The following is a 25,731-nucleotide window of genomic DNA, read 5'->3' as shown; positions in this document are numbered from 1 at the left end:
GCACAGGGGGAGGACTCGTGAGATTCGAGGTCAGCAAGGTCCTCGACGCCATCGAGACCCGGCTCACCACCGATCCGGCACTCGCCCGGGCCGTGGTGGATCTGTCAGAGGTCGTCCGTTATGCCGACCTCGACGGGGGCCGCCCGGCCAGCCTGGTCCGTCTCGGCCTCCTGGTCGATGCGCTCGGCAGGCACATGTCCGAGGAGAACGTGCCGGTCTACGCGATCGCGCCGCGCGCCCTGCTCTCCGACACCGATCTGACGTCCAACGAGCGCATGGTGGTGCGCCGCTGGGCCGACGACGGCAAGGTCGAGGTCGTCCCGCAGCTCGACGACCGGGCTCTGGAGGTGGCCGAGATGCTCGGCCTGCCGGTGCTCACCCGGGACCGGGAGGACCGTTTCCGGGCCAGCCGTCCCTGGGTGACCGAGCCGGGCCGGCTGCTCGCGCTGGTCTCCAGCCAGGCCGGGCCGACGCTGGTGGCTCGGGTCGGCCGGGGCGAGGTGACCCCGCCGGCGCCGCGGTCCCCGCTGGGTGAGCGGCTGCTGGCCCGGGTGTGGAGCTGCCCCGCGCCGAACTGCAACGCCTACGGCAGCGGCGGCGACTCGGACAGCCCGTTCGCCGACATGCGGGTCTACACCAGCCCGGTCTCGCAGCCGCCGCCGGCGCTGCGGGCGGGTGTGCCGACCTGCCCCCGGCACGGTGACCGGCTCCGCGACGCCGGGGCCCGCCCGGCCACCGAGGTCTTCTCGGTGCGCATCGACGGCGTGATCCGGCAGCGGTTCGCGGTGTCCGAGGACCGGGCGGTGGTGATCGGCCGGGCGCCGGAGGGCGGCTCCGGCGTCATGCTGGGCCAGTGGCTCACCGACGAGGCCCGCAAATGGATCAGCCGCGGGCACGTCCAGCTGTCGCTGCGCGGTGGCGAGATCACCGTGACCGACATCAGCATGAACGGGTCCGGGGTCCGGCCCGGCGGCTCGATGGACGACGGCGCCCGGATCACCCTGCGCCGCGACCAGAGCCTGCTGCTGGGCCCGGACGACATCGTCGAGCTCTACGCCGGGGTGTACGTGGGCCGGTCCAAGCTGTGGGCCAGCGGCGGCGTGGTGCAGCCGGAGTCGGTGATGGGCGAGGCCCCGACCATGGCGTTCCGGCCGGTCGGCAGATAACGCACAGAAGACGGGCGCCGCCGGCACGGCGGCGGCGCCCGTCTTCTGGATCAGCCCTGGAGGACGGCCGCCAGGTGCGTCAGCGCCAGGTCGATGTCGTCCTCGGTGACCACCAGCGGCGGGGCCAGCCGGATGGTGGAGCCGTGCGTGTCCTTGGCGAGCACGCCGCGCTCGGCGAGCCGTTCGCACGCCTGCCGCCCGGTCATCAGGGCCGGGTCGATGTCCACGCCGGCCCACAGGCCGCGCCCGCGGACCGCCACCACGCCCTTGCCGATCAGCGCGGTGAGACCGTCGTGCAGCCGGGCGCCGAGCCGGGCCGACCGCTCCTGGAACTCGCCACCGGCCAGCAGGTTCACCACTTCGGCGCCGACCGCGCAGGCCAGCGGGTTGCCGCCGAAGGTGGAGCCGTGCTCACCGGGCCGCAGCACACCGAGCACGTCCCGGTCGGCGGCGACCGCGGAGACCGGCACGATGCCGCCGCCGAGGGCCTTGCCGAGCACGTACATGTCCGGGACGACGCCCTCGTGCTCGATGGCGAAGGTCTTTCCGGTACGCCCCAGACCCGACTGGATCTCGTCGGCGATCATCAGCACGTTGTGGTCGGTGCACAGCTCGCGGACCCCGGCGAAGAACCCGGGCGGCGGCACCAGCACGCCGGCCTCGCCCTGGATCGGCTCCATCAGCACGGCGACGGTGTTCGGCGTGATCGCGTCCCGGACCGCCGCCACGTCCCCGTACGGCACCACGACGAACCCGGGCGTGTACGGCCCGAAGTCCGCCCGCGCCTCCGGGTCGGTGGAGAAGCTGACGATCGTGGTGGTACGCCCGTGGAAGTTCCCGGACGCCACGATGATCTCGGCCCGTTCGTCCGCCACACCCTTGACCTGGTAACCCCACTTGCGGGCCACCTTGATCGCGGTCTCCACCGCCTCGGCGCCGGTGTTCATCGGCAGGACCAGGTCCTTGCCGCACAGTTCGGCGAGCCCGCGGCAGAACTCGGCGAACCGGTCGTGCACGAAGGCCCGGCTGGTCAGGGTGAGCCGGTCGAGCTGGGCGTGCGCGGCGGCGATCAGGGCGGGGTGGCGGTGCCCGAAGTTGAGGGCGGAGTACCCGGCGAGGAAGTCGAGGTAGCGGCGACCGTCGACATCGGTCACCCAGGCGCCGTCGGCCTCGGTCACGACCACCGGCAGCGGGTGGTAGTTGTGGGCCGTCCACTTCTCGGCGTCGGCGAGGGCTTCACCCGTACGGAATTCCACAGTCGTCACGAACGTACCTCCAGCGTGCAGCACTTGGGCCCACCGCCTGCCTTGCGCAGCTCGGAGAGATCGACCCCGATGGTCTGGTAGCCGGCCGCGCGCAGCGCGCCGGCCAGATGGGTGGCCTGCTCGGCCAGCACCACGGTCTCGCCGTCGCTGACCGCGTTCAGGCCCAGCACGGCGGCGTCCTCCGGCGTTGCGATGATCGCATCCGGGAAGAGCTGCCGGAGCACGGATTGCGAACCCGGCGAGAAGGCCTGCGGCAGGTACGCGATGTTCCGCTCGTCGAGCACGCACAGCGCGGTGTCCAGGTGGTAGTACGCCGGGTCGACCAGCTGCAGCGTGATGACCGGCCGCTGCAGGACTTCCTGGGTCTCGGCGTGCGAGGCGTGCGCGGTCCGGAACCCGGTGCCGGCCAGCAGCACGTCGCCGGCGAGCAGGATGTCGCCCTCACCCTCGTTGGTGTGCTTGGGCTCGTGCACCTCGAATCCGCGCTCGCGGAACCAGGCCGCGTACGCCGGGGCCTCGTCGGCCCGCTCGGCGTCCCGGAACTGCACGCCCAGGACCCGCCCGCCGACCACGGTGCCGCCGTTCGCGGCGAACACCATGTCGGGCAGGCCGGGCAGCGGGTCGATCAGCTCGACGGTGTGACCGAGACCGAGGAACGTCTGCCGCAGGTTCTCCCATTGGCTGATGGCCAGGGCGTTGTCGTACGGCGCCGTCGGGTCCATCCACGGATTGATCCGGTACGTGACGGCGAAATGGGTGGGCCGGCACATCAGGTAGCGGCGCTTCAGGCTCATGAAGAGAAACGGTATGCGCCAGGCACTGACGGATACCCCGGATCAACCATGCGTGATCCGGCGGATCGTTGCGTGATCGCGGGTGCCGATGGCGAAACATTGCAAAGGCCCTAGCGTCGGGGGCGAACCGCCACCCGGGCCAGGGCCTGAGCAATTCTCCGGCGCATCGCCGGAGGGTTTCGGGGCGGGACGGGTGTGACGCCGTCCCGGTTCCGAGGGGAGGGGCCGCCGGTGAACCACCAGCGCCGGTATCTGTCACATACCCGTCAGAACCGAGTTTCAAACTGAGTATCCAGCCAAGTTCGGAAATCGGTCACGGAGTTGGTGTCGGTGCCCAGCCACCAGAGCTGCCCGGCCAGCGCGAGAACGCCGATGACCAGGGCGCCGATCGACAGCAGCAGGCCGATCAGGGCGTCGGTCTTGCCGGCCACGTGGCGCTTGCGGGTGGTGAAGATGCCGGCGAGCGACAGGGCCAGGGCGACGGCGGCGACGGCGATGCCGTACCCCAGAAGGGGTCCGGAGAGCACCAGCAAGGCGCCGGCGACCGCGAGGATCAGGCCCAGCGTGGCGATGAAGCTCGCCCGCGCCCGTGGCGCGGGCGCCGCCGGGACCGGGACCGGCTCGGAGATCGATCGAGCACGCTGCTGCTCGGAGACCGGGGGAAGAGTCGTGGTGGTGGATGCGCCGTCGTCCCGGCGGGGGATCACCGGCGTGCGCTCGGTGTCCGCTTCATCGGCCGGGGACTGGCGAGGGAACGTAGGGATCCTCACGTCAGTACCTCCTTGGCGGGTTCTGACGTGATTGCTTACCCGCGCCGCCCGGATTCGACACGGGCGGCGCGGATGAAGCGGTGTGTCAGACCAGCGGAGCGCCGGTGTGCACGTCGGCCGCCTTGGTGATCACGTGGTCGACCAGGCCGTACTCCTTGGCCTGCTGCGCGGTGAACCAGCGGTCCCGGTCGGAGTCACGCTCGATCTCCTCCGGGGTGTGCCCGCTGTGGAAGGCGATCCGCTCGTTCATCACCTGCTTGATGTGCAGCATGCTCTCGGCCTGGATGGCGATGTCGGCCGCGGTGCCGCCGATGCCGCCGGAGAGCTGGTGCATCATCACGCGGGCGTGGGGCAGCGCGTAACGCTTGCCGGGGGTGCCGGCGCAGAGCAGGAACTGCCCCATCGAGGCGGCCATGCCCATCGCGATGGTGGCCACGTCGTTCTTGATGTATTGCATGGTGTCGTAGACGGCCATGCCGGCGCTGATCGAGCCGCCGGGGGAGTTGATGTAGAGCGCGATGTCACGCTCCGCGTCCTCGGAGGCGAGCAGGAGCATCTGGGCGCAGATGCGGTTGGTCACCTCGTCGTTGACCTCACTGCCGAGAAAGATGATCCGTTCCCGGAGGAGGCGCTCGAACACCTGGTCGTCGAAGGATGCGCCGCCACCGCGCATTGTCGTCTCAATGCTCATGAACTCACTCTCTCCCAGCCGTGGTCCAGATCCCAGCGATTCGCCTCAGGGCGAATCCGCTCAGGGCATAATGCCCGGCTACCGTTGGTGCGTGCCGGAGGGACATACCATTCACCGCCTCGCCGCCCGCCACCGTGAGCTGTTCGCCGGCCGTCCGGTCGGCGCGAGCAGCCCGCAGGGGCGGTTCGCCGCGGGCGCCGCGCTGATCGACGGTCGGGTGCTGCTCGACACCGAGGCCGTCGGCAAACACCTGCTGCACCACTACGAGGGCGACCGGGTGCTGCACGTGCACCTGGGCCTCTACGGCAAGTTCGCCGACGGCGAGCTGCCCGCGCCGGCGCCGGTGGGCCAGGTCCGGATGGCGCTGACCGGCGACCGGCACTGGCTGGAGCTGCGCGGCCCGACCGCGTGCGAGATCCTCGAGCCGCCCGCGGTGGACCTGCTGCGCGCCCGGCTCGGCGCCGACCCGCTGCGCGACGACGCGGATCCCACCACTGCCTGGGCCCGCATCCGCGCCAGCACGAAACCGCTGCTCGCTCTCCTGATGGATCAGTCCATCGTGGCCGGTTGCGGCCTCATCTACGCCAACGAGGTGCTGTTCCGGGCCGGCCTGTCCCCGCAGACCCCGGGCACCGCGCTCGACGAGGCCGCCTGGACGGCGATCTGGGACGACCTGCGGGAGCTGATGAAGGAGGGCGTGCTGCGCGGCCGGATCGACACCGTGCACACGCAGCACACCCCGGAGGCGATGCGGCGGGCGCCACGGGTCGACCGGCACGGCGGCGAGGTGTACGTCTACCGCCGCCCCGGCCAGCCCTGCCTGGTGTGCGGGACCCCGGTCCTGATGGGCGGGATGGCCGGCCGGAACACCTACTGGTGCCCGGCCTGCCAGCCGCTGGTCACGTCGCGGAGACGCTCGGGCTGACCGACGGCGTCGCCTCCGGCCCCTCCGGCGTGGGGGTGGCCGGCGCCGACGAGGAGGGTGTGGGCGCGGGCTCGGCGCCGGGGACGCCGATCTGGAAGTTGCTCACCAGCCACGGCATCAGTTCGGTGTACGCCGTCGTGGTGTCCGGCTGGTTGAAGTCGTGCGACAGCACGATCGCGCCCGGCCGGGTCTCCTTCTTGACCTGGGCGACGATCCGCTTGACGTGCTGCTCGGAGGTCTCCCCCTCGGGGTGTTCCCAGTCGCGCGGGTCCACCTCCCAGTAGAGGGACGTCATGCCGTCGCCGTACGCCGTGGTGACCAGCCGGTCGGTGAAGTTGCCGCCGGGCGCCCGGAAGTACGGGATGGCGACGCCGGGCGCCGCCGCCCGGATCGCCGCGTTGGTCCGTGCCAGGTCGGCCCGGATCTGGCCGGGTTTCTTGGTCCCGATCCTCAGATCGTGGTCCCAGGTGTGGTTGCAGAGCACGTGCCCGGCCTCGGCGATCTTCCGGACCAGGTCGGGGTGCCGGCGGGCCTGCGTGCCGACCAGGCAGAACACCGCCTTCACCTGATACTGCTCGAGCAGCGCCAGGATCTTCGGGGTCTGCTCCGGGTCCGGCCCGTCGTCGAAGCTCAGCATCACCACCTGCGAGCCGGTGGTGCGCCGCGAGTTGAACGGCCCGTCACCGGCCGGCACCGCGACCTTCTCCGGCGCGCGCTCGGCCGGCCGGGTCGCCGGAACGGACGGCGACGGTGCCGGCTTGGCCGTCAGGCTCGGGTCGGTGGCCGGCAGCGCCTGCACGGCGTCCGGCTTCGGCTCCGGTTTCCGCTCGGCCGGCTTCTTCTGCGCCGGCTTGTCGATCACGCCGACCGCCTCGGCGGCGGCGGTCATCACGCTGGTGGACTCGCCGCCGGCCTGCGGGATCGGCACCGCGGTGAGCAGCAGGCCGACGGCGACGAAGGCGCCGAGCAGCAACTGCGGACGGCTCCGGGCGGCTCGCAGCAGGGTCCCCACCGGCCGGTCCGCCGAGGGGGCGCGATGGGCGCCGCTCCGGTTGCGGCGAGCCTCGGCCCGGGTGGGCCGGGACGAGTCGTCCGGCTCCGCGCGGTGCCGGGCCGATCGTGGCGCCGGGACGACAGCGGTCCGCAACCCGTCGATCCGGGACGTCACCCGCTGTGCCGGCACTCTCCCGGCCGCATCGTCGGGGGCCCGGTGCCGACCGGCCGGCCGGCTCTCCGCACGAGACATCGACGCAGGTGAGAGCGAGGTGTGCGGGGGCATCCGTCATGCCTACCGAACAAGATGATCGAGCGCGATACCAGATCGGTCATCGCGCCGTCACTCAACGGCGTCTTCGCTGCTCACCTGCCGTGATGAAGCTGAGCGCAATCTGTGAGGAAGCTATCCCTAACGGTCGCCCCGGGTGGCGCTCGCCAGCCAGTCGACCACCTCGGCGACCGAGCCGCCACGGGCCAGCAGCGCCCGTTGCCGGGCCGCGCCGCTGCCCTGCTCCCGCAGCCGACCCATCAGGCGGGTGACGGTGGCCAGGTCGCCGTGCCGTTCCAGCTCCGGCCGGACGTAGTCGAACAGCTGCCGCAGCAGCCGCCACGCGGGCCGCGGCTCCCGGGTGGCCATGTCGATGTTCAGCCCCTCCAGGCCGTCGTGCGCGGCCCGCCAGTGCGCCGCCATCAGCAGCGGGTGCTCCACCTCGGGCGCGGGCATTCCGGCCCGGACCTCACGCAGCAGGGTGGCGACCAGGGCCCGGGTCAGCGCGGCGAGCAGCACGGCGTCGTCGGCGGTGGGCATGACGTCGCCCATCCGGATCTCCACGGTGGGGTAGTTCGCGGAGAGGCGGGCGTACCAGTAGAGCATCCCGTCGTCGAGCATCGCGCCGCTCGCGACCAGGTCCTCGATGAGGGTCAGGTAGTGCGTGTGCGACCGCAGGTACGGCGTCGGGCCGACGGTGGGCCAGCGTTCCCACATCACCGAGCGCCAGCTGGCGTACCCGGTGTCGTGGCCGGCGAACAGCGGCGAGTTGGTGGTGGCCGCCTGCAGCACCGGCAGCCACGGGCGCAGGTGGTTGAGCACCTGCACGCCGGTTTCCGGGTCGGGGATGCTGACGTGCACGTGGGTGCCGCACATGCCGGGGCCGGGGGAGAGGTCGCCGAACCGTTCCCGCATCCGGTGGTAGCGCTCGTTGTCCACGATCCGCGCGTTCGGCCCGGCGGCCGGCCCGGTGCCGACCGCGAGCAGCCGGGCGCCGGCCCGCTCCGCCGCGGCGGCGACCCCGGAGCGCAGCCCGCGCAGCGCCTCCCCGAGAGCGTCCAGGTCCAGTTGCGGCGGGCTGGCCACCTCGATCTGGCTGCGGTAGTACTCGTGCTGCACCACGTCCCGCAGGTCGCCGGGCAGCTCGGCGAACACCTCCTCGACGAGTTCCGCCGCGCGCGGCTCGGTCCCGTCGACGAGCATGTACTCCTCCTCGACGCCGAGGGTGAGCAGATCGTTCTCTTCGGCCTTGGTGGCGAGCTCCGGCGAGATCTCGGTACCTGACGTCGCGGTCTCCATGGGCGTCGGGATACCCGGCGCGATCAATGCGGAAACGATCGGCGAACGTCCATATTGACAAGCCCGGGAAACAAGCGTGCAATCTGTGAGAGCGCTCTCTCAATCCCCCACGAAAGGCGCGATCTCCATGCGAATCCCCCGGAGACTCTTCGCAGCTTCAACCGCCGCCCTCGCGGTCGCGGCCTCCGTCACCTTCGTCGCGCAAGCCGACGCCGCCGTGCCGCCCGCGCCCTCCGGCATGACCCTGGTCTTCAGCGACGACTTCACCGGCGCGGCCGGCACCGGGCTGAACCGGTCGAACTGGCTCTACTCCACCGGCACCGGCTATCCCGGCGGCGCCGCCAACTGGGGCACCGGTGAGATCGAGACGATGACCGACTCGACCGCCAACGTCTACCACGACGGCAACGGCAACCTGGCGATCAAGCCGATCCGGGACTCCGCCGGCCGGTGGACCTCCGGCCGGGTCGAGACCCAGCGCACCGACTTCGCCGCCCCGGCCGGCGGCAAGCTGCGCATCGAGGGCCGGATCCAGCAGCCGAACGTGACCGGTGCGGCCGCCGCGGGATACTGGCCGGCCTTCTGGGCGCTCGGCGACGCGGCCCGCCCGGTCGGCGCGACCAACTGGCCGAGCATCGGCGAGATCGACATCCTGGAGAACATCAACGGCCGGTCCAGCGTCTTCGCGGCCCTGCACTGCGGCACCAACCCCGGCGGCCCGTGCAACGAGACCACCGGCCTGACCAGCGGCGAGCGGGCCTGCTCGGGCTGTCTGAGCAGCTTCCACACGTACGCCGTCGAATATGACCGCAGCACCTCCCCGGAACAGATCCGCTGGTACCTCGACGGGGCGAACTACTTCACCCTGAACTCCTCCCAGGTCGACGCGACCACCTGGAGCAACGCCGTACACCACGGGTTCTTCGTGATCCTCAACGTGGCGATCGGCGGCGGGTTCCCGGCGGCCTTCGGCGGCGGGCCGACCGCGGCCACCCAGTCCGGCGTGCCGATGCTGATCGACTACGTGGCGGTCTACCGGTCCGGCGGCGGCACCACGACCCCGCCCACGACTCCTCCGTCCGGCACGTCGCGTGACGCCTTCGCCCGGATCGAGGCCGAGTCGTCCAACGCCTCGGCCGGGGTGCAGGTGGAGAACTGCTCGGAGGGTGGTCAGAACGTCGGCTACGTCTCGAACGGCGACTGGCTGCAGTTCGACAACGTCGATTTCGGTACGGGCGGCGTGCGCGACTTCGTGGCCCGGGTCGCGTCCGGCGCGCCCGCCGGGGTGAGCGGCCTGGTCGAGGTGCGGCTGGACAGCCGGACCAGCACCCCGATCGGCGGTTTCGCGCTGGGCGGCACCGGCGGCTGGCAGACCTGGCAGTCGATCCCCGGCAACGTCTCCGGGGTGACCGGCCGGCACACCGTGTATCTCACGTTCTCCAGCGGGCAGCCGGCCGACTTCGTGAACGTGAACTGGATCCAGTTCCGCAGGTGACCTCAGCGGGCGCGGGCGGCGGCGCGCTGCCGCCGCTTGCGCACCTTCTTCACCACCCAGGAGCCGATGGCGATCGCGAAGAACGCCCAGATCGCGTAGTCGAACCACTGCGCGTACTGCTCGACGTCCTCCCAGCGGGAGCCGAGCGCGTAACCGGCGCCGATGAACAGCGCGTTCCACACGCCGCTGCCGATCGTGGTGAAGAGCATGAACTGGCCCATCGGCATCCGGTTGGCGCCGGCCGGGATCGAGACCAGGCTGCGGACGACCGGGGCGCAGCGCCCGAACAGCACCGCCGCCCGCTCGTGCCGCTCGAACCACCGGTCCGCCTTGTTCAGGTCGTCCGAGTCGACCAGCGGGATCCGGTCCAGCCAGTGCTTGAGCCGCTCCTCGCCGAGACCGCGGCCCAACCAGTACAGCGCGACGGCGCCGCCCAGCGCGCCCAGCGTCGCGGTGAACCAGACCAGCACCACGTTGACCCGGCCCTCGCTGGCCAGATAGCCGGCCATCGACAGGACGATCTCGCTGGGGATCGGCGGGATCAGATTCTCCAGGGCGACCAGGAGGCCCACGCCGATCTCCCCGAGCGAATCGATCACCGACGCGACCCAGCCGGTCAGTCCGCCGAGGTTCTCGAGTCCGCCTTCGGCCATGTGCGCGCCTCCATGAGTGGTTGAGTCCAGCCGATCCCCATACACAGTGCAGCCGGTAGCTGAGAACTACCCGAGAATGCGCCCATGAACCGCTCCCGTATATGCCGCTCATCGGTATATGCTTCCGTCCATGAGTGACACTCCGATGCGGGAGCCGACCTTCCTCGTGCTCACCGCTCTGGCCGAGGAGCCACGACACGGTTACGCCGTGATCGAGGACGTTTCCGCCATGACCGGCGGCCGGGTGCGCCTGCGGGCCGGCACTCTCTACGCCGCTCTCGACCGGCTGCGGGCGGAGGGCCTGATCGAGGTCGACCGCGAAGAGGTGGTGCAGTCCCGGCTGCGGCGCTATTACCGGCTCACCGGTGCCGGCGAGCAGAGCCTGGCCGCCGAGACCACCCGCCTGCGCACCCAGGCCGCCATCGCGGAGAGCCGCCTGCGCGCCCGCCGCCCCGAGCTCGGAGGTTCCCCGGCATGACCGTTCTGGAGTCGCGTTACCGCCGGTTGCTGCGGGTCTATCCGGCCGGTCACCGGGCCGCCTACGAGGAGGAGATGATCGGCGTGCTGATGTCCGGTGCGGATCCCGGCCGCCGGCTGCCGGCCCTGGCCGATGCGTTCGACCTGGTCCGCGCGGGTCTCACCGCCCGGCTCGGCCGGGCTTTCGACACGCAGCGGGGGACGGGCTGGCGCCCCGCCGCCGCCGTCACCGCCCTGTTCGGCGCGTTGCTGCTGGCCGGTGGCGCGCTGAGCCGCCTGGTCACCGGCCTGCAGTTGTGGAGTCACGGCGATCCACTTCGGATGTACGGCGCCGATGGCCTGATGCTTTTGGAGCCGGCCGTCCGCACCGTGATCTGGCTGCTGGTCGTGGCGGCGGCCGTGCTCGGCATGCGCCGGGCCACGGTGGCGCTCGCCGCCGCGGGCGTGCTGGCCCAGGCCGGCACGATGTGGTTCTGGTCGGTGCCGATGCACCTGCGCGGCCTGTCCCTGGCCTGGAGTCTCGTCCTCGCGCTCGCGGTGACCCTGCTGTTCGGCGTCGCCGACCGGGGCGCCCGTGCGGTGCTCGGCACCCGTGGCCTGCTGTTCGCTCTGGGCGGCGGTGTCGTGGCGGCCGTGACCAGGATGCCGTTCATCGACCGGATCGGGTTCGATCCCGCCTTCGACGGAGCCCTCGCCGCCGTGACCGACCTCATGCGGTATTGGCTGCCCGCCCTCCTGCTGGCCGCCGCCGCGTGGTGCGCCGGCCGTGGGGTCCGCGGGCGGGTCGCGGCGCTGTCGGCGGGCCTCCTCACGGCGGTCTGGTCCTTCCAGAATCTGAGCATCGTGTCCTACTCCTATGAGTACGTGATCGTCGTCCTCGCCCCGTTCGTGGTCCTCGCCGGTGGGATCGTGCTGCTGCGGGTGCTCGACCGCGTGGCCGCTCGGAGGGCCCTCGAGTGACCGGCGACGCCGTGCGGCGGTCCGCCCCCGAGACTCGTTACCGCCGCCTTCTCGCCCTCTATCCCCGCGCTTTCCGCCGCGAGTACGAGGAGGAGATGATCACCGTCCTGCTCGCCGAGGCGCGGACCGGGCCGGGCCAGGTGTTCGACCTGCTCCGGACGGCGCTGACGGCCCACCTGCGGGCGCTGTCCGCTCCCGGCGGGCCGTGGCGGGAGGCCGCCCGGGTCGTCTGGCTCTTCGGTGCGATCCTGCTGTTCGCGCTGGCGGTGCGCCGGTCCGGCATGGTGGCGGCCGCGGCCGGCTGGCCCGTCCCGGTGTTCGCGGGCGGCGCCGTCGACATCCTGCGGTTCGCGGGCTGGGCGGTCGCGCTCGGCGGGGCGGTGGGCGGGCTGCGGTCCCTCGGGGTTCTCGGCGCCGCCGCCGGGCTGGCCGGCGAGGTCCTCGCTCCGGCGCGGTCCTATCTCGACACGCCGGCGACACTGCTCTACGCCTACTGGATGATCGTCGCGGCGGTCCTGGTGCTCGTCGCGGCATCGCTGGCAGATCCCCGGTCCGGGCGCTTCCGGGGCTGGCTCCCGATGGTGTCGGCCGGCCTGGCGCTTGCCGCGCAGGGACTTCCGGGCGCTTACCTGCAGCCGTGGACGAGCCTTCGGTCGATGCCCCCGGAGTTCCTGAGGCCGGGTGCTCTGCTGGCCGCCGTGTTCGTCGTGCTGGTGGTGAGCGGTGTGGTCCGGCAGCGGCCGGCGGTGCGCCGGCGGCTGGTGGTGTGGTCGACTCCGGTGCTGGTCACCTTCCCGCTGATCAGCACGGCGTTCGATGACCTCGTCGAGTTCAACATGCGGAATCCCGGCGCGGAGCGGCTGCTCGGCCCGGTGCAGTGGGCCGCGATGGTGCTGATCCCCGCGGCGACCTTCGCGGTGACAGCGGAGATCACCCGGCGCTGGGAGGCGGACCGCGGGTGAGCGCGGTTTCGAGTCGGGGCGCTGAGGATAGGTAAACGGCCATGAGTGACCGGTGGTATTCCAGGGCCGTCGTCTACTGCCTCGACATCGACTCCTTCGCCGATTCCGACGGTGACGGCTGCGGGGACATCCGCGGCCTGATCGGGCGGCTCGACTACCTCGCCCGGCTCGGGGTCACGTGCCTGTGGCTCAACCCGATCCATCCGTCCCCGGGCCGGGACGACGGCTACGACGTGTCCGACTTCTACAATGTGGACCCTCGCTTCGGGAACCTCGGCGACTTCGCCGAACTGCTGCACCAGGCGGCCAACCGGGGTATCAAGGTCATCATCGACCTGGTGGTCAACCACACGTCGGACCAGCACCCGTGGTTCCAGTCGGCCCGGTCGTCGCCCGACTCGCCGTACCGGGACTGGTATGTCTGGAGCGAGAGCGCTCCGTCCGACCGCAACCAGGGCATGGTCTTCCCCGGTGAGCAGAAGGAGACGTGGACCTACGACCGCAAGGCGAAACTGTGGTTCTACCACCGGTTCTACGACTTCCAGCCGGACCTGAACTTCAAGAACCCCGAGGTCCGCGAGGAGATCAAGAAGATCTGCGCGTTCTGGCTGCAGCTCGGGGTGGCCGGGTTCCGGATGGACGCGGTGCCGTTCATCATCGAGGAGACCGAGCCCGGCAATCCGACCGCGCCGATGGACTTCGGGTTCCTCTCCGAGCTGCGGCAGCACGTCCAGTGGCGGCGCGGCGACGCGGTGCTGCTGGCGGAGGCCAATGTGGAGCCCGACAGGCTGGTCACGTTCTTCGGTGACGAGGGCGGCTCCAGCAACCGGATCCACATGCTGTTCGACTTCATGCTCAACGCCAAGCTGGTGCTCGCGCTGGCCCGCCAGGACCCGGAGTCGATCATCGACGCGCTGCGGGACTCGCCGCGGCTGCCGGACGGCGGGCAGTGGGCCACCTTCCTGCGCAACCACGACGAGATCGACCTGTCCCGGCTCACCGCCGAGCAGCGCCGTGAGGTGTTCGAGCAGTTCGGCCCGGACGAGAACATGCAGCTCTACGGCCGGGGCATCCGCCGCCGGCTGGCGCCGATGCTGGGCAACGACAGGCGGCGGCTCGAACTCGCGTACTCGCTCCAGTTCAGCCTGCGCGGCACGCCGGTGCTGCGGTACGGCGAGGAGATCGGCATGGGTGACGATCTCGCGCTGGACGGGCGCAACGCCATCCGTACCCCGATGCAGTGGTCCCTGCTGCCGAACGGCGGGTTCTCGGCCGCCGACCCGAAGGACCTGGTCCGGCCGGTGATCTCCGGTGGCGACTTCGGGTTCGAGAAGGTCAACGTGACGTTGCAGCGGCACGATCCGGCGTCGCTGCTGTCCTGGTTCGAGCGGATGATCCGTACGCTGCGGGAGGCGCCCGAGATCGGCAGCGGCACCTGCACCCACGTGGATGTGACGGCGCCCCGCGGCATCCTGGTGCACCGTGCCGACGCCGCGACCGGCACCATGCTTTTCGTGCACAATCTGAGCACCGAGGACGCGACCGTCGATCTGAGCAGTTTGGCGGAGGAAGCGGACTTCGCCAACGACATCCTGGCCGACCAGGAGTACCCGGAGCCGGACGGATTCGACAAGATCAAGGTCAGCGGATACGGATACCGGTGGATCCGGATGCGCAGAACCGCCTGACCCGGTCTAGCATCGGCCTCCAGTAGCTCGCGATCACTGCTGGAGGCCGCAATGTCGCAGTCCGTACCCCGTGTCGCTGTCGTCACCGGAGCCGCACGCGGCATCGGCGCCGCGGTCGCCCGCAAGCTCGCCGCCGACGGTCTGGCCGTCGCCGTCGTCGACCTGGACGAGAAGTCCGGCGCCGAGACGGTCGCCGCCATCGTGGCAGCCGGTGGCAAGGCGATCGCGATCGGCGCGGACGTGGCCGACAAGGATCAGGTCGCGGCGGCCGTCGAGCGGACCGTGGCCGAGCTGGGCGCGCCGACCGTGCTGGTCAACAACGCCGGTGTGCTGCGCGACAACCTGCTCTTCAAGATGAGCGAGGACGACTGGGACACGGTGATGGCCGTGCACCTGCGGGGCGCCTTCCTGTTCACCAAGGCCGTCCAGAAGCACATGGTGGACGCGGGCTTCGGCCGGATCGTCAGCCTGTCCAGCACGTCCGCTCTCGGCAACCGGGGCCAGGCCAACTACGCCGCCGCCAAGGCCGGTCTGCAGGGGTTCACCAAGACCCTCGCGATCGAGCTCGGCAAGTTCGGCATCACGGCGAACGCGGTCGCGCCCGGCTTCATCGTGACCGATATGACGAAGGCCACGGCGGCCCGGATCGGCGTAGACTTCGCCGACTTCGAGAAGGCGACCGTCAGCCAGATCCCGGTCGCCCGTGCCGGCCGCCCCGAGGACGTGGCGAACACGGTGTCGTTCCTGGTGAGCGAGGGGGCCGGGTTCGTCTCCGGCCAGGTGGTGTACGTGGCCGGCGGACCGCAGGACTGAGGACTCATGGTTACTGGCAACTTGCTGAGAAGAGTTACAAAGAAATCATGAATCGACGCATCAGTTCCCGGACCGTGTCGTTGACCAGCACCTTCCTCCTGCTGGCCGCGGGTGGTACTGCGGCGTGCGACAACGACGAATATGTGGACGAGGGTTTCTACTGCGCCGACGAGAACGGCGTGATCGTCGACGAGGACTACTGCGACGACGACAACGACGGTGGCGGCGGTGGTGGTGGCGGTTTCTTCATCTGGCACTCCTCGGGCTACCGGTCGGGTTACCCGGTCGGGTCGAAGCTGCCGGCCGGTGGCAGCCGCTTCGCGTACAACGACGCGGCCTCGCGGTCCCGTTTCGGTCTCCCGTCCTCCGGCAAGATCTCGAACGGTACGGTCAAGACCAGCGTCGTCGGCAAGGGCGGCAGCGGCAGTGGCAGCGGAAAGTCCTCGGGGAGCTGAACAGTGCGGCGGATCTCGACCGGGCCGGTTCGCGACGGCTGGCGGCTGACCAACTTCAGCCTCGGGCTGACGTACAACGACGACGTCCTGCCCGACGGCACCGAGTACTCGTACTGGCAGGAGGGGTCGTACTACGACTTCACCGCCGCCGAGATCGAGGAGCTGGAGACCGCCACCTCGACCCTCTACACGATGTGCATGGACGCGGGCGACTGGATGGTCGCGCAGTGCCCGCGCCGCACCGCCGAGGGTCGCCGGCAGGGCTTCTTCAGCTCGGTCTGCACCGCAGAGTCGTGCTTCCTGACCCGGATCGGGATCCCCGAGTACACCCACGAGCAGATCATCCGGACCTGGCTCGACGGTGACGCGGAGACCTGGACGCACCGCGACAAGGACCCGGACGGGCGCCTGCCGATGCAGACGCCGGACTACTCGCCGACCGTCTACGGCAGGTTCGACTTCTGGTACAACGGCGCCGGCAGCGTCCCCAAGCTGCTCGAGTTCAACGCGCAGACGCCGACGTCACTGGTCGAGGCCGCGGTCATCCAGTGGCACTGGATGGACCAGACCGGCGTCACCCAGCATCCTTGGCGCCAGTGGAACTCCATCCACGAGGCCCTGACCGGCTGGGCGGGCGAGCTGGGTGAGCCGGGGGAGCCCGGAGCCTGGCGGCGCAACATCGGCAAGTTGCGGGAGGCCCGGCCCTGGCTGCCGGAGAAACCCAAGATCTACTTTGCGTACGAGACGAGCGAACGTTCCGGCGAGGACCGGATGAACGTCGCGTACCTGATGGCGACCGCGGAGGAAGCCGGTTACCCGGTGGAGCTCATCGCGATGAGCCAGATCGGCTGGGACGTGGCCGGCGACCGGGTGCTGTTCGTCCCCGCCCCCGGCCAGGAGCACCGGGCCGAGCCGATCGACATCATCTTCATGCTGTACCCGTGGGAGTGGTTCTGGCACGAGGAGGGCGGCAAGGCCTTCTTCCGCAACATGGCGGACCCGGAGAAACGCGGCACGGTGTGGCTGGAGCCGCCCTACAAGGCCGCGCTGCTCGGCAACAAGGCCCTGCTGCCGGTCCTGTGGAAGCTGTTCGGTGACGACCCGGAGCGGTCGAAGTATCTGCTGCCGGCCTACTTCGCCGAGTCCTCGGCGGCCGCGGCGCTGAAGTCGTACGCCAAGAAGCCCGTCTGGGGCCGGGAAGGCGGCTCGGTCACCCTGGTCCGGGACGGCGCGCCGATCACCGCGGTCTCCTCGGAGTACGGCTCCGACGGCCGCTACATCGTCCAGGAGCTGTGCGAGCTGCCGTCCTTCGAGAGCCTGGAGGGCACCGTCCACCCGGTGATCGGCTCCTGGCTGATCGACGGCGAGCCGGCCGGGATGGGCATCCGTGAGGGCCTCGGCACCGCCGGCCTGGTGACCACGAACACCTGCAACTTCATCCCGCACGTCATCGAGAGCGAGAGCTGACGTCCCCGCCGGTGTGTGGAGTTGAGGCGCGCATGACGGCCGAACTCCACACACGGCTCTAGGCGCGCCGCTTCCAGATCCACCAGAGGCCGACGAAGGGCAGCACCAGGGGCACGTAGCCGTACCCCGCGCCGAAGTCGGACCAGACCGTGGCGTCCGGGAAGGCGACGCTGTCGGCGATGCTCAGGGTGCCGATCACCAGCACCCCGACCAGCTCGATGGTGCAGCTGACCAGGGCGATCATCCGGCCCCGCGGACCGCCGCGGGCCAGGCCCACGGTCGCGGCGATGTAGACCAGGCCGGCGAAGGCGGAGAGCAGATAGGCCAGCGGCGCCTCGCGGAAGTGCGTGGTGATCTGCACCAGGGCGCGGGCGCTCGCCGACAGCGCGAACGTGCCGTAGACCAGCAGCAGGACCCGGCCGATCCCGGAGCCGAGGGCGGCGTCCCGGGGGCGGGTGGAGACGGCGGCGTGTTCGTTGTCAGGCACCGGTCACCGACGCGATCTGCTGCAGGCGCAGCACGAGGACGGGCAGGACGAGGCAGCCGATGCCGAGGATCAGGCTGCCCCAGCGGGTCGGCTCCATCTTGGCGAGCCAGGCGGCGGCGGGGGCGAAGGCGACCGTGGTGAACAGGTATCCCACGAACGTTGCCGTATCGGCGGGGCGGCTGCCGTCGAAGAGGCCGGCGACGGCGACTCCGGCGAGGACGGTGACCAGGGCGCCGAGGACGGCGACGGCGATCAGGTCAGCCCGGTTCGGGGCGCGGTCGAGGGCAGCCCGCAGCAGGTACCAGGCGGCGAGCAGCAGCGCGGCGATGATCGTCGCCGTGGACAGGGGACCGTTCACCCGGCCAGGTTACTGAGGTGCCTCCGGCCTGGTAACTTCCGGCCTGGCGATCATCGACGAGTAAGGCGGGCGATCCGGTGCGGTTCGGACTTTTCGGTACGGGGCTGTGGGCCCGCGATCCGCACGCGACGGCGCTGGCCGCCCACCCCGGGGTGGAGTTCGCCGGTGTCTGGGGACGTGACCCGGAGAAGACGGCCGAACTCGCCGGGCGGCACGGCGTGCGCGCCTACGCCGATGCCGACGCCCTGATCGGTGACGTGGACGCGGTTGCGATCGCCCTGCCGCCGGACGTGCAGGCGCCGCTCGCGGTCCGCGCCGCCCGCGCGGGCCGGCACCTGCTGCTGGACAAGCCGGTCGCCACCCGTACCGAAGACGCCGAAGCCCTGGTGGCGGCGGCCGCGGACGTCGCGTCGGTGGTGTTCTTCACCCGCCGGTTCACGCCCGGGCTGGACGCCTTCCTCACCGAGGCGACGGCGTCAGGCGGCTGGAGCGAGGCCCGGGTGGACCATCTCGGATCGATCTTCCAGCCGGGGAACCCGTTCGGTGCGTCGCCGTGGCGGCGGGAGCGCGGCGGCCTGTGGGACGTCGGCCCGCACGCGCTGGCCCTGGTCCTTCCGGTGCTCGGCCCGGTCGCCGAGGTGACCGCGGTGGCCGGCGACCGGGACCTCACGTTCCTGCTGCTCAAGCACGAGAGCGGCGCGGTGAGCCGGCTCACCCTGGCGGTCGACGCGCCGCCCGCCGCGGCCCGCGAGGAGGCCGTCTTCAGCGGGGAGGCGGGGGTGCGGGTGGTGCCGCGCGGGGAGTGGGCGCCGTCCGAGGCGTTCAGCCGGGCTCTCGACCAGTTGATCGTGGCCGCGTCCGGCGGTCCGGCATCCGCCTGTGACATCCGCTTCGGGGCGGGCGTGACGGCGATCCTGGCCGCCGCCGAGCGCTCCCTCGACGCCCGCGCCACGATCCGGCTCTGAACGCCCCGGCTGGTTCTCACGGCTGTCTCCCGGCGCGTGAGACAGCCCGGAGAACCAGCCGGATTCTTGAGAATGTTGCCCGTACCCGTTTAGCGACCTTCTACACCTGGTAATCGCCCGGCGAACAGGTGCTGGCCGAACTGAGCGCTAACTGGACAGAACCTGCGCGTTACGGATGGACGCATAGTAGCGAGCCGAATACATTTTCGGCTTGTCACGTGCACCGGGGGCCGGATCGCCCGGTGGTGGCGGTCCCGGCCGCCGCCGAGCGCGTGTCGGGTGAGGGGATGCACTGCATGACCGACCGCACAGCCATGTCAGACGGGATGCCGGCCTCGCGCTGGGGAGCGCGGGAGTGACGGGCCTGTGGGATGCCGAGCGGGACGCCTCCGAGGTGGCGCGGGCCTTGGCGGGCCTTGCTGCGCTGCTCACGGCGGGTGGGCCCGACGGCCTGGACGATGATCGCCGGCTGCTGCTGAGCATGGCGGAGAACGGCGGGGCGGCCGCCGAGCGCGTGGTCGCCTACCTCCGGGAGCGATGCCGGCCGGGTGACGGCGAGATGGCCACGGTGCCGCCGCGGCTGTCCGCCTGGCGCGACTGGGAACCGGCCCCGGGACACTTCTTCGGTACGCCGGACACCTCCCGCCGCACCGGCGGTGTGCCGCAGCCGCGCCGCTGTGACCCGGGCGAGTGACACCCGTTCAGGTGGTGTGCCGGAGAGTCTCCGACGGTGACTCTCCGAAGCGCTTCCGATAGGCGGACGCGAACCGCCCGAGGTGGGTGAACCCCCAGCGGTGCGCCACCGTCGCGACGGTGGCCTCCGCCGGGTCGCTGAGCCGCAGCGTCTCGTGCACCCGGGCGAGCCGGACCTGCTGCAGGTACGCCATCGGCGCGTCCCCGACGTGCCGCCGGAACCCGGACTGCAGGGACCGGACGCTGATCCCGGCGATGGCCGCCATCTCGCTGACGGTGAACGCGCGCTCGGGTTCGTCGCTGATCGCCTCCAGGACCCGCCGGATGGCCCGGGGCGGCCCGGCGGCGGCCGGCGCGACGAGCTCTTCGTGGTACCGGTGCGGCACGCTGAGCAGCAGGCCGCTGAGCACGCTGCCGCAGAGCTGTTCGGCGATGAGCGGCTCGTGGACCAGGCTGCTCCGGTGGTCGAGTTCGTCGCCGAGAAGGCGGATGAGGCGGCTCCAGCTGTGTGCGGGCCCGGCGGTGAGGTCGAAGGCGGGCGGCAGGTCGATCGGGCCGTCGATGGCGTGGCCGAGGAGCGCGGCGAGTTCCGCCTCCAGGGCCCAGCTCTCGATCCGTACGTCGAACTCGGTGGTGTTCGGCTCGTGTCGCAACTGGATCCGGTCGCCGGGCCGGAACGCCAGGGCGGTGGCGGGGGTGGCGGTCAGTTCCTGCCCGGCGTAACGGGCCCGGACCAGGCCCGCTGTCGGCAGGGTCACGTGGTAGGCGTCGACCTCGGCGACGTCCAGGGTCGCGCTGCGGGCGAACGTGAGGTGACCGACAGTCAGAGGTCCGAGTTGGATCACCTCGGCGGCGGGTGGGGCGGCGCCGGCCCCGGATCGTGGGCGGTAGAAACGATTCAGGAGGTCAACCCCGTCGAAGTAGACGATGCCCGGCGCCGGCGCGGCGCCCGGTAAGGCGTCAGTCATGCCGCCCGGCGCTCCAACACATACGGTGAGTATTCGGTCCGACTCGGTGGACCGTCAACGTGGCCGCCACACGCTGACCGTTCCAGCACATTCCGGCCATATGAACTACTCTGGCGTTCCGCGCCTACGTGGCGTAACTTGCAGACCAGCGGATTGTTGTAGGAGCGCGGGTTCGGAGTCGGTGCCCCAGCAAGCGCCACACGCGTACGACCCCCATCTCGGGGCGGCGCAACCGTGTCCCGCGGCAAGTCGGCGTCAGCCCCGGCTGGACGCCAGGAAGAGGGCAGCTGTGTATCTGCCGATCACGACCCGCCAGCTGGCCGACGGCACTGTCGAGATCGCTCCCAGCGGAGAGATCGATCTGGACAACGCTCACGTCATGAGGGACGCGGTCAACGACGTCCTCACCACGATGACGCCGGGCCGGATCTGTCTGGACCTGCAACGAGTGATGCTGATCGACAGCATCGGGATCGGCATTCTGGTCGCCTGCTTCCACACCGCCGCCGCGTGCGGGGTGAAGCTGGTGGTGAGTCACCCCAGCGCCACGGTCTACCGGCAGCTCTGGGTCTCCGGCCTGGTCGGACTCCTCGGGTGTGCCGAGCCGCCGAGCCCGCGGACCTCCGTCGGCCTGCGCCCGTCCTGACTTTTTCACCCGTCCGGGGAGGACCGGCCGACCGATAACGACCGGTCCGGCCCTCCCGTGCGGGGTCAGTGCAGGGCGGTCTCCTGCTTCAGCCGTTCGTCACCGGACAGGGTGGAGAGCGGCTTCTCCTTGATGAAGACGACCGCGAGGACCGCGAGGAACGCGATCGGGGCGCCGACCAGGAACAGGTCGGCGGTGGCCGTACCGTAGATCTCGCCGACCACGGCCTTCACCTCGGGCGGCAGCGTCTGCAGGTCGGGCACCTCGCCGCTGCCGGCGGCGGAGGCGCCGAACTTCTCGCTGAAGAGCGAGGTGACCCGGTGGGTCAGCACCGCGCCGAGCGCGCTGACCCCGATCGAGCCGCCCATGCTGCGGAAGAAGGTCAGCGCCGAGGTGGTGGCGCCGAGTTCGGCGGCGGGCACGTCGTTCTGCGCGGCCAGCACCAGGTTCTGCATGAGCAGGCCGACGCCGACGCCGAGAACGGCCATGTAGGCGGAGATGACCGGCACACTGGTGTGCGCGTCGATGGTGCTGAGCAGCAGCATGCCGACGGTCATCACGATCGAGCCGGCGACCAGGTAGATCTTCCACTTGCCGTACTTGGTGATCAGGCCGCCGGCCACCGTGGAGGACACCAGCAGGCCGAAGACCATCGGCAGGCCCATCAGGCCGGCGACGGTCGGCGACTTGCCGAGCGAGACCTGGAAGTACTGCGACAGGAACACGGTGCCGCCGAACATCGCCACGCCGACCAGCACGCTCGCGACGATCGTCAGGGTGACCGTGCGGTGCCGGAAGATCGTGAGCGGGATGATCGGGTCCTTGGCCCTCGACTCGACGAGCACGGCGAGGGCGAGCAGCGCCAGGCCGGCCGCGACCAGCGCGACGGTCTGCCAGGAGCCCCAGTCGAACTTGTCACCGGCGAGCGTGGACCAGATGAGCAGGGTGCTGACACCGGCGGTGATCAGGAAAGCGCCCAGCCAGTCGATGCTGACCTTGGCCTTGCGGGCGTCCGGCAGGTGCAGGGTCTTCTGCAGCAGGGCGATCGCGATCAGCGAGAACGGCACGCCGATCAGGAAGCACCAGCGCCAGCCCAGCCAGGAGGTGTCCACCAGGACGCCGCCGATCAGCGGGCCGGCGATGGTGGCGACACCGAAGACGGCGCCGAACATGCCGGAGTAACGGCCCATCTCGCGCGGCGGGATCATGGCGGCCATCACGATGATCGCGAGCGCGCTCATGCCGCCCGCGCCGACACCCTGCAGCACCCGGCTGACCAGCAGCACCTCGACGTTCGGGGTGAGGCCGGCGACCAGTGAGCCGGCCACGAAGAGGCCGAGCGAGAGCTGGATCAGCAGCTTCTTGCTGTAGAGGTCGGACATCTTGCCCCAGAGCGGGACGGTGGCCGTCATGGCGAGCAGCTCGGCGGTGACGATCCAGGTGTAGACCGACTGGCTGCCGTTCAGATCGGCGATGATCCGCGGCAGCGCGTTGGAGACGATGGTGGAGGCCAGGATGCTGACGAACATGCCGAGCATCAGGCCGGAGAGCGCCTGCACCACCTCCCGCTGAGACATCCGGCCGGATTTCTCGGCGGTGGTTTCGGGCTGTACTGCTGTCATCGGCTTCTTTCAATCGAGGCGAGGATGGCGAAGGCTTCACGGACGTGCTGGATCAGCGGGCGGGCGTCGCCGTCGTTCGCCCAGCGCATCACCGCGACCCGGACCGCGGCGTTCGCGACCGACGCGACGACCTGCGGGAACGCGTGATCCGCAGGGAGGTCGCCGCGCTGGGCGAGGGCGTCGGCGAGGCGCTGCTCGGCGGAGGCGGCCGCGGCGATGAGCAGCGGCAGCAGTTGCGGGTTGGCGGCGATCACCCGCATCCGCAGCAGCCAGAGGTCACGGTCCCGCTGGATCTGCTCCAGCGCCGGGACGAGGGACTCCAGCAGCGCGTCCAGCGGCGGGCCGTCCCCGATCGACGGCGGGGCGCAGCCCTCCAGGGGGTCGCCGACGAGGGCGTCCTCCTTGGTGGCGAAGTAGTTGAAGAACGTGCGCGGCGACACATCGGCCGCCGCGCTGATCTCGTCCACCGTCACCCGGTCGGCGCCGCGCTCGTCGGCGAGGCGGAGCGCCGCGGTGATCAGGGCGACGCGGGTCTGCCGGCGCTTGATCTCCCGGCGGCCGGGCGGGGGTGGGGTCTCCGGGGGCACCCGGAGACCTTAGAACCAAACTTGCAGTTTCTGCAAAGTTATTAGTCGTTGAGCTGAGCCCGCTCGATCTCCGCCAGCGCCGCCGTCCACCAGGGCCCGATCGGCCGCCCGGCCAGCAGGTCGGCGAGGAGCACCGCCGCGTTCCGGGCCAGCGCGCCCGGCTTCGGGCCCGGCGACCCGTCCTCCTCCAGCACCCCGAGCGACCCGGCCAGCAGCCAGAGCACCACCTGCGGATCGGCCGCCGGCCACGAGCGGACCGCGCTCGCCAGCGTCGCCCGCACCTCCTCGGCGCCGAGACCGTCCGGATGGCCGTCCTCCAGCAGCAGCCGGACCGCCGTACCGAGGACGAGGCCGGTCGGGGCCGGGTCGAGCGCCGCCAGATCGGCCGTCGCCTCGTCCAGAGCCGCGTGGTCGCCGGCCCGGACCGCCTCGACGGCGGCGGTCGCCGCGGCGGCGATGGGACGGGCCGGTGCGGGCAGATGCCGCCAGTTCTCGGTCATGGAGGCGACCCTACGGCCGGTGTCACCCGTCAGGGCGAATCGGAGGGGCGCCGGGCGCCCGTCAGGACCGATATCACCAGATCAGGACCCTGTCGGTGGCCGGAAGGCGAATGACGCTCGACTATGCGATCCGGCGGGTGGCCCGGCAGACTGCCTCGAGTGGAGGAGGACAGCAGACTCGGCGGGCGGTACCGGCTGATCAACGAACTGGGCCGCGGCGGCATGGCCGCGGTCTGGCACGCCCTGGACGAGGTGCTGAACCGCCCGGTGGCGGTGAAGGTGCTGGCCGGCCGCTATGCCGGCGATCCCCGCTTCGCCCGGCGGATCCTGCACGAGGCGCGGGCGGCGGCCACCCTCTCGCATCCGAACATCGCGCAGATCTACGACTTCGGCGAATCCGGCGACGTCCCGTACGTCGTGATGGAACTGATCAACGGCCCGACCCTGCAGCAGCGGGTGGCCCGCGGCCGGATCCCGCCCCGGACGGTCTTCCGGATCTGCGGCGAAGTGGCCACCGCGCTGGCGGTGGCACACGAGGACGGGCTCGTGCACCGCGACATCAAACTGGCCAACATCATGCTCGCGCACTCCGGCGCCAAGGTGGTGGACTTCGGCATCGCGGCCGTCGCCGGGCCCGCCTCGCCCGAGGACGCCCTGCTCGGCACGCCCGCCTACCTCGCCCCGGAGCGTCTCACCGGCGGCACCATCGCGCCGGCCTCCGACGTGTACGCGCTCGGCGTGCTGCTCTACCGGCTGCTCGCCGGAACCGCGCCGTGGACCGTCGAGACCACCACCCAGATGCTCACCGCGCACGTCTACCAGGAGCCACTGCCGCTGCCCGAGCTGCCCGGGGTGCCCGCGGAGATCGCCGGGCTGGTCACCCGGTGCCTGGCGAAGGATCCGGATCTGCGGCCGGGCGCGGCGGAGGTGGCGGGCCTGCTGGGCGACGCGGCCGAGGCCGCCAACACCACGAGAGCCTTGGGGGTACGGGCACCCGACGGCCCCCTGGATCCGTGGGAGGAGCCGACCGGTGTCCACGGGACCGGCCCGGTGACACCGCCGCGCGTGGCCGCCGGGAGCCCTGGGGACGCCGCGGTGGGCGTACCGCGCAAGGGGTGGCGCAAGGCGCGGCTGCCCGCCGTGGCCGGAACGCTGACCGTGCTGGCCGCGGTGCCGCTGTTGCTGACCCTGACCGGGGGCGACGGTGATCCGCCCGGCGTCCCCGGAGTGGCAGCACCGCCCGCGTCGTCACCGAAGGTGAGCAGGTCCGCTCCCGGTGAACCGGTGGAGACCCGCCCCTCCCGCACCGCCGAGCGCCCGGAGAGCCTGGCGGCGACCAGCGCGAGCGTCGTCCCCGTGGTACCCGGCCGCCCGGTCGTGCCGGTCTCGCCGGTGGCGTCGTCGCCGGCCGGACCGCAACCGAGCGTGAGCGTGCCCGGGCCGTCCGATCCGCCGGCGCCGGCCGGCACCCGCCTGGAGTCGGCGGGCGGCTCGGTGCTGGCGCGGTGCGTGCCCGCCGGCGCCGAGCTGCTGACCTGGGAACCGGCGTCCGGCTTCACCGTGGAACGCGCCGACCCGGGCCCGGCGTTCGCCGCCGTGGTGGTCTTCGCCGGTGACCTGTCCCGGCACCGGATGAACGTGACGTGTGTGGGTGACCGCCCGTCCGCCGTGGTGCTGCCGCTGTGACGGCCCCCGGGATGCGCTGTCCGCTCCCTGCCGGGGAGCGCCGGATGTCCGACTAAACTGCGGCGGCACGCTGCG

General features: G+C 71.2%; 27 protein-coding genes. 14 read left to right on the top strand and 13 right to left on the bottom strand.

Translation table 11 applies throughout. The annotated features are described in order from the left end of the window. The first annotated feature begins 17 nt into the window (after positions 1-17). On the top strand, positions 18-1,166 hold the full coding sequence (locus tag ACZ3II_RS01245; RefSeq protein WP_465515618.1) for an FHA domain-containing protein: 1,149 nt from the start codon (positions 18-20) through the stop codon (positions 1,164-1,166). Between the two features lie 50 nt (positions 1,167-1,216). Here ACZ3II_RS01245 and rocD read toward each other — a convergent pair whose 3' ends face one another. The 4 genes from rocD to ACZ3II_RS01225 all read right to left on the bottom strand — a co-directional run bounded on the left by rocD (position 1,217) and on the right by ACZ3II_RS01225 (position 4,686). Beyond that, positions 1,217-2,431 carry an ornithine--oxo-acid transaminase gene (gene rocD / locus ACZ3II_RS01240; protein WP_465515617.1) on the bottom strand — a complete coding sequence of 405 codons (1,215 nt, stop codon included), beginning with the start codon at positions 2,429-2,431 and terminating at the stop codon, positions 1,217-1,219. Next, positions 2,428-3,225: a dimethylargininase gene (ddaH, locus tag ACZ3II_RS01235; RefSeq protein ID WP_465515616.1), complete on the bottom strand. Its 798-nt coding sequence runs from the start codon at positions 3,223-3,225 to the stop codon at positions 2,428-2,430. The genes rocD and ddaH overlap by 4 nt, the downstream gene beginning before the upstream one ends. A gap of 266 nt (positions 3,226-3,491) precedes the next feature. After that, positions 3,492-3,995 carry a hypothetical protein gene (locus ACZ3II_RS01230; protein ID WP_465515615.1) on the bottom strand — a complete coding sequence of 168 codons (504 nt, stop codon included), beginning with the start codon at positions 3,993-3,995 and terminating at the stop codon, positions 3,492-3,494. Between the two features lie 85 nt (positions 3,996-4,080). Continuing rightward, a complete protein-coding gene (locus ACZ3II_RS01225; RefSeq protein ID WP_465515614.1) occupies positions 4,081-4,686 on the bottom strand; it encodes an ATP-dependent Clp protease proteolytic subunit in 606 nt (201 codons plus the stop codon). Between the two features lie 91 nt (positions 4,687-4,777). On the opposite strand from ACZ3II_RS01225, the gene ACZ3II_RS01220 reads away from it, so the two are divergent. After that, complete coding sequence (locus tag ACZ3II_RS01220) at positions 4,778-5,611, top strand: Fpg/Nei family DNA glycosylase (RefSeq protein ID WP_465515613.1); 834 nt, start codon at positions 4,778-4,780, stop codon at positions 5,609-5,611. Here the strand turns inward: ACZ3II_RS01220 and ACZ3II_RS01215 are convergent. Together ACZ3II_RS01215 and ACZ3II_RS01210 are read right to left on the bottom strand one after the other, a co-directional pair. Beyond that, complete coding sequence (locus tag ACZ3II_RS01215; RefSeq protein WP_465515612.1) at positions 5,586-6,779, bottom strand: polysaccharide deacetylase family protein; 1,194 nt, start codon at positions 6,777-6,779, stop codon at positions 5,586-5,588. The two genes, ACZ3II_RS01220 and ACZ3II_RS01215, sit on opposite strands and share 26 nt — an antisense overlap. Before the next feature lie 237 nt (positions 6,780-7,016). Continuing rightward, on the bottom strand, positions 7,017-8,174 hold the full coding sequence (locus ACZ3II_RS01210; RefSeq protein ID WP_465515611.1) for a carboxylate-amine ligase: 1,158 nt from the start codon (positions 8,172-8,174) through the stop codon (positions 7,017-7,019). A gap of 127 nt (positions 8,175-8,301) precedes the next feature. On the opposite strand from ACZ3II_RS01210, the gene ACZ3II_RS01205 reads away from it, so the two are divergent. Next, positions 8,302-9,669, top strand: a complete 1,368-nt coding sequence (locus ACZ3II_RS01205) for a carbohydrate-binding protein (RefSeq protein ID WP_465515610.1) — start codon at positions 8,302-8,304, stop codon at positions 9,667-9,669. 2 nt (positions 9,670-9,671) lie between these two features. Here ACZ3II_RS01205 and ACZ3II_RS01200 read toward each other — a convergent pair whose 3' ends face one another. Continuing rightward, positions 9,672-10,322 carry a DedA family protein gene (locus ACZ3II_RS01200; protein WP_465515609.1) on the bottom strand — a complete coding sequence of 217 codons (651 nt, stop codon included), beginning with the start codon at positions 10,320-10,322 and terminating at the stop codon, positions 9,672-9,674. Between the two features lie 130 nt (positions 10,323-10,452). Here ACZ3II_RS01200 and ACZ3II_RS01195 point away from each other — a divergent pair, with 130 nt between their 5' ends. Genes ACZ3II_RS01195 through ACZ3II_RS01165 form a run of 7 tightly spaced genes read left to right on the top strand, consistent with a single transcriptional unit; the run spans position 10,453 to position 17,144 of the window. Beyond that, positions 10,453-10,800 (top strand): PadR family transcriptional regulator, encoded by a 348-nt coding sequence (locus ACZ3II_RS01195; protein WP_465515608.1) that lies wholly within the window; start codon positions 10,453-10,455, stop codon positions 10,798-10,800. After that, the gene (locus ACZ3II_RS01190) at positions 10,797-11,759 is read left to right on the top strand and encodes a hypothetical protein (protein ID WP_465515607.1); all 963 of its coding nucleotides are present in this window, start codon (positions 10,797-10,799) and stop codon (positions 11,757-11,759) included. Before ACZ3II_RS01195 ends, ACZ3II_RS01190 begins: the two co-directional genes overlap by 4 nt. Then, the gene (locus tag ACZ3II_RS01185; RefSeq protein ID WP_465515606.1) at positions 11,756-12,721 is read left to right on the top strand and encodes a hypothetical protein; all 966 of its coding nucleotides are present in this window, start codon (positions 11,756-11,758) and stop codon (positions 12,719-12,721) included. The genes ACZ3II_RS01190 and ACZ3II_RS01185 overlap by 4 nt, the downstream gene beginning before the upstream one ends. Before the next feature lie 41 nt (positions 12,722-12,762). Beyond that, on the top strand, positions 12,763-14,409 hold the full coding sequence (locus ACZ3II_RS01180; RefSeq protein ID WP_465515605.1) for an alpha-amylase family protein: 1,647 nt from the start codon (positions 12,763-12,765) through the stop codon (positions 14,407-14,409). Between the two features lie 51 nt (positions 14,410-14,460). Next, a complete protein-coding gene (gene fabG, locus ACZ3II_RS01175) occupies positions 14,461-15,222 on the top strand; it encodes a 3-oxoacyl-ACP reductase FabG (RefSeq protein WP_465515604.1) in 762 nt (253 codons plus the stop codon). Positions 15,223-15,269: 47 nt separating this feature from the next. Further along, entirely contained in the window at positions 15,270-15,677 is a 408-nt protein-coding gene (locus ACZ3II_RS01170; protein ID WP_465515603.1) for a hypothetical protein, read from the top strand. Between the two features lie 3 nt (positions 15,678-15,680). Beyond that, positions 15,681-17,144, top strand: coding sequence for a glutathionylspermidine synthase family protein (locus ACZ3II_RS01165; RefSeq protein WP_465515602.1), 1,464 nt, complete (start codon positions 15,681-15,683; stop codon positions 17,142-17,144). A 58-nt stretch (positions 17,145-17,202) separates the two neighbouring features. Here ACZ3II_RS01165 and ACZ3II_RS01160 read toward each other — a convergent pair whose 3' ends face one another. After that, positions 17,203-17,631, bottom strand: coding sequence for a hypothetical protein (locus tag ACZ3II_RS01160; RefSeq protein ID WP_465515601.1), 429 nt, complete (start codon positions 17,629-17,631; stop codon positions 17,203-17,205). Continuing rightward, on the bottom strand, positions 17,624-17,989 hold the full coding sequence (locus ACZ3II_RS01155; RefSeq protein WP_465515600.1) for a hypothetical protein: 366 nt from the start codon (positions 17,987-17,989) through the stop codon (positions 17,624-17,626). Before ACZ3II_RS01155 ends, ACZ3II_RS01160 begins: the two co-directional genes overlap by 8 nt. A 77-nt stretch (positions 17,990-18,066) precedes the next feature. Here ACZ3II_RS01155 and ACZ3II_RS01150 point away from each other — a divergent pair, with 77 nt between their 5' ends. Then, positions 18,067-18,954, top strand: coding sequence for a Gfo/Idh/MocA family protein (locus tag ACZ3II_RS01150; protein ID WP_465515599.1), 888 nt, complete (start codon positions 18,067-18,069; stop codon positions 18,952-18,954). Positions 18,955-19,309: 355 nt separating this feature from the next. Further along, positions 19,310-19,648: a hypothetical protein gene (locus ACZ3II_RS01145; RefSeq protein WP_465515598.1), complete on the top strand. Its 339-nt coding sequence runs from the start codon at positions 19,310-19,312 to the stop codon at positions 19,646-19,648. A gap of 7 nt (positions 19,649-19,655) precedes the next feature. Here ACZ3II_RS01145 and ACZ3II_RS01140 read toward each other — a convergent pair whose 3' ends face one another. Further along, on the bottom strand, positions 19,656-20,615 hold the full coding sequence (locus ACZ3II_RS01140; RefSeq protein WP_465515597.1) for a helix-turn-helix transcriptional regulator: 960 nt from the start codon (positions 20,613-20,615) through the stop codon (positions 19,656-19,658). A gap of 289 nt (positions 20,616-20,904) precedes the next feature. On the opposite strand from ACZ3II_RS01140, the gene ACZ3II_RS01135 reads away from it, so the two are divergent. Next, complete coding sequence (locus ACZ3II_RS01135) at positions 20,905-21,261, top strand: STAS domain-containing protein (protein ID WP_465515596.1); 357 nt, start codon at positions 20,905-20,907, stop codon at positions 21,259-21,261. Between the two features lie 65 nt (positions 21,262-21,326). Here ACZ3II_RS01135 and ACZ3II_RS01130 read toward each other — a convergent pair whose 3' ends face one another. The 3 genes from ACZ3II_RS01130 to ACZ3II_RS01120 are packed head-to-tail and all read right to left on the bottom strand — an operon-like array spanning position 21,327 to position 23,970. After that, the gene (locus ACZ3II_RS01130; protein ID WP_465515595.1) at positions 21,327-22,883 is read right to left on the bottom strand and encodes an MDR family MFS transporter; all 1,557 of its coding nucleotides are present in this window, start codon (positions 22,881-22,883) and stop codon (positions 21,327-21,329) included. Next, a complete protein-coding gene (locus tag ACZ3II_RS01125) occupies positions 22,880-23,470 on the bottom strand; it encodes a TetR/AcrR family transcriptional regulator (protein ID WP_465515594.1) in 591 nt (196 codons plus the stop codon). Before ACZ3II_RS01125 ends, ACZ3II_RS01130 begins: the two co-directional genes overlap by 4 nt. Positions 23,471-23,511: 41 nt before the next feature. Next, the gene (locus tag ACZ3II_RS01120) at positions 23,512-23,970 is read right to left on the bottom strand and encodes a hypothetical protein (RefSeq protein ID WP_465515593.1); all 459 of its coding nucleotides are present in this window, start codon (positions 23,968-23,970) and stop codon (positions 23,512-23,514) included. Between the two features lie 159 nt (positions 23,971-24,129). Here ACZ3II_RS01120 and ACZ3II_RS01115 point away from each other — a divergent pair, with 159 nt between their 5' ends. Beyond that, complete coding sequence (locus ACZ3II_RS01115) at positions 24,130-25,656, top strand: serine/threonine-protein kinase (protein WP_465515592.1); 1,527 nt, start codon at positions 24,130-24,132, stop codon at positions 25,654-25,656. The last annotated feature ends 75 nt before the right edge of the window (positions 25,657-25,731 follow it).

Source organism: Actinoplanes sp. NPDC019969 (genome assembly GCF_055562375.1).
This window is presented reverse-complemented; position numbering and strand designations above follow the sequence as displayed.

Bases quoted from the DNA above. Each gene is read 5' to 3' on its own strand.
- ACZ3II_RS01210 (WP_465515611.1), bottom strand. From the start codon at position 8,174: ATGGAGACCGCGACGTCAGGTACCGAGATCTCGCCGGAGCTCGCCACC.
- ACZ3II_RS01170 (WP_465515603.1), top strand. From the start codon at position 15,270: ATGAATCGACGCATCAGTTCCCGGACCGTGTCGTTGACCAGCACCTTC.
- ACZ3II_RS01190 (WP_465515607.1), top strand. From the start codon at position 10,797: ATGACCGTTCTGGAGTCGCGTTACCGCCGGTTGCTGCGGGTCTATCCG.
- ACZ3II_RS01120 (WP_465515593.1), bottom strand. From the start codon at position 23,970: ATGACCGAGAACTGGCGGCATCTGCCCGCACCGGCCCGTCCCATCGCC.
- ACZ3II_RS01200 (WP_465515609.1), bottom strand. From the start codon at position 10,322: ATGGCCGAAGGCGGACTCGAGAACCTCGGCGGACTGACCGGCTGGGTC.
- ACZ3II_RS01140 (WP_465515597.1), bottom strand. From the start codon at position 20,615: ATGACTGACGCCTTACCGGGCGCCGCGCCGGCGCCGGGCATCGTCTAC.
- fabG (WP_465515604.1), top strand. From the start codon at position 14,461: ATGTCGCAGTCCGTACCCCGTGTCGCTGTCGTCACCGGAGCCGCACGC.
- ACZ3II_RS01225 (WP_465515614.1), bottom strand. From the start codon at position 4,686: ATGAGCATTGAGACGACAATGCGCGGTGGCGGCGCATCCTTCGACGAC.
- ACZ3II_RS01195 (WP_465515608.1), top strand. From the start codon at position 10,453: ATGAGTGACACTCCGATGCGGGAGCCGACCTTCCTCGTGCTCACCGCT.
- ACZ3II_RS01205 (WP_465515610.1), top strand. From the start codon at position 8,302: ATGCGAATCCCCCGGAGACTCTTCGCAGCTTCAACCGCCGCCCTCGCG.
- ACZ3II_RS01180 (WP_465515605.1), top strand. From the start codon at position 12,763: ATGAGTGACCGGTGGTATTCCAGGGCCGTCGTCTACTGCCTCGACATC.
- ACZ3II_RS01130 (WP_465515595.1), bottom strand. From the start codon at position 22,883: ATGACAGCAGTACAGCCCGAAACCACCGCCGAGAAATCCGGCCGGATG.
- ddaH (WP_465515616.1), bottom strand. From the start codon at position 3,225: ATGAGCCTGAAGCGCCGCTACCTGATGTGCCGGCCCACCCATTTCGCC.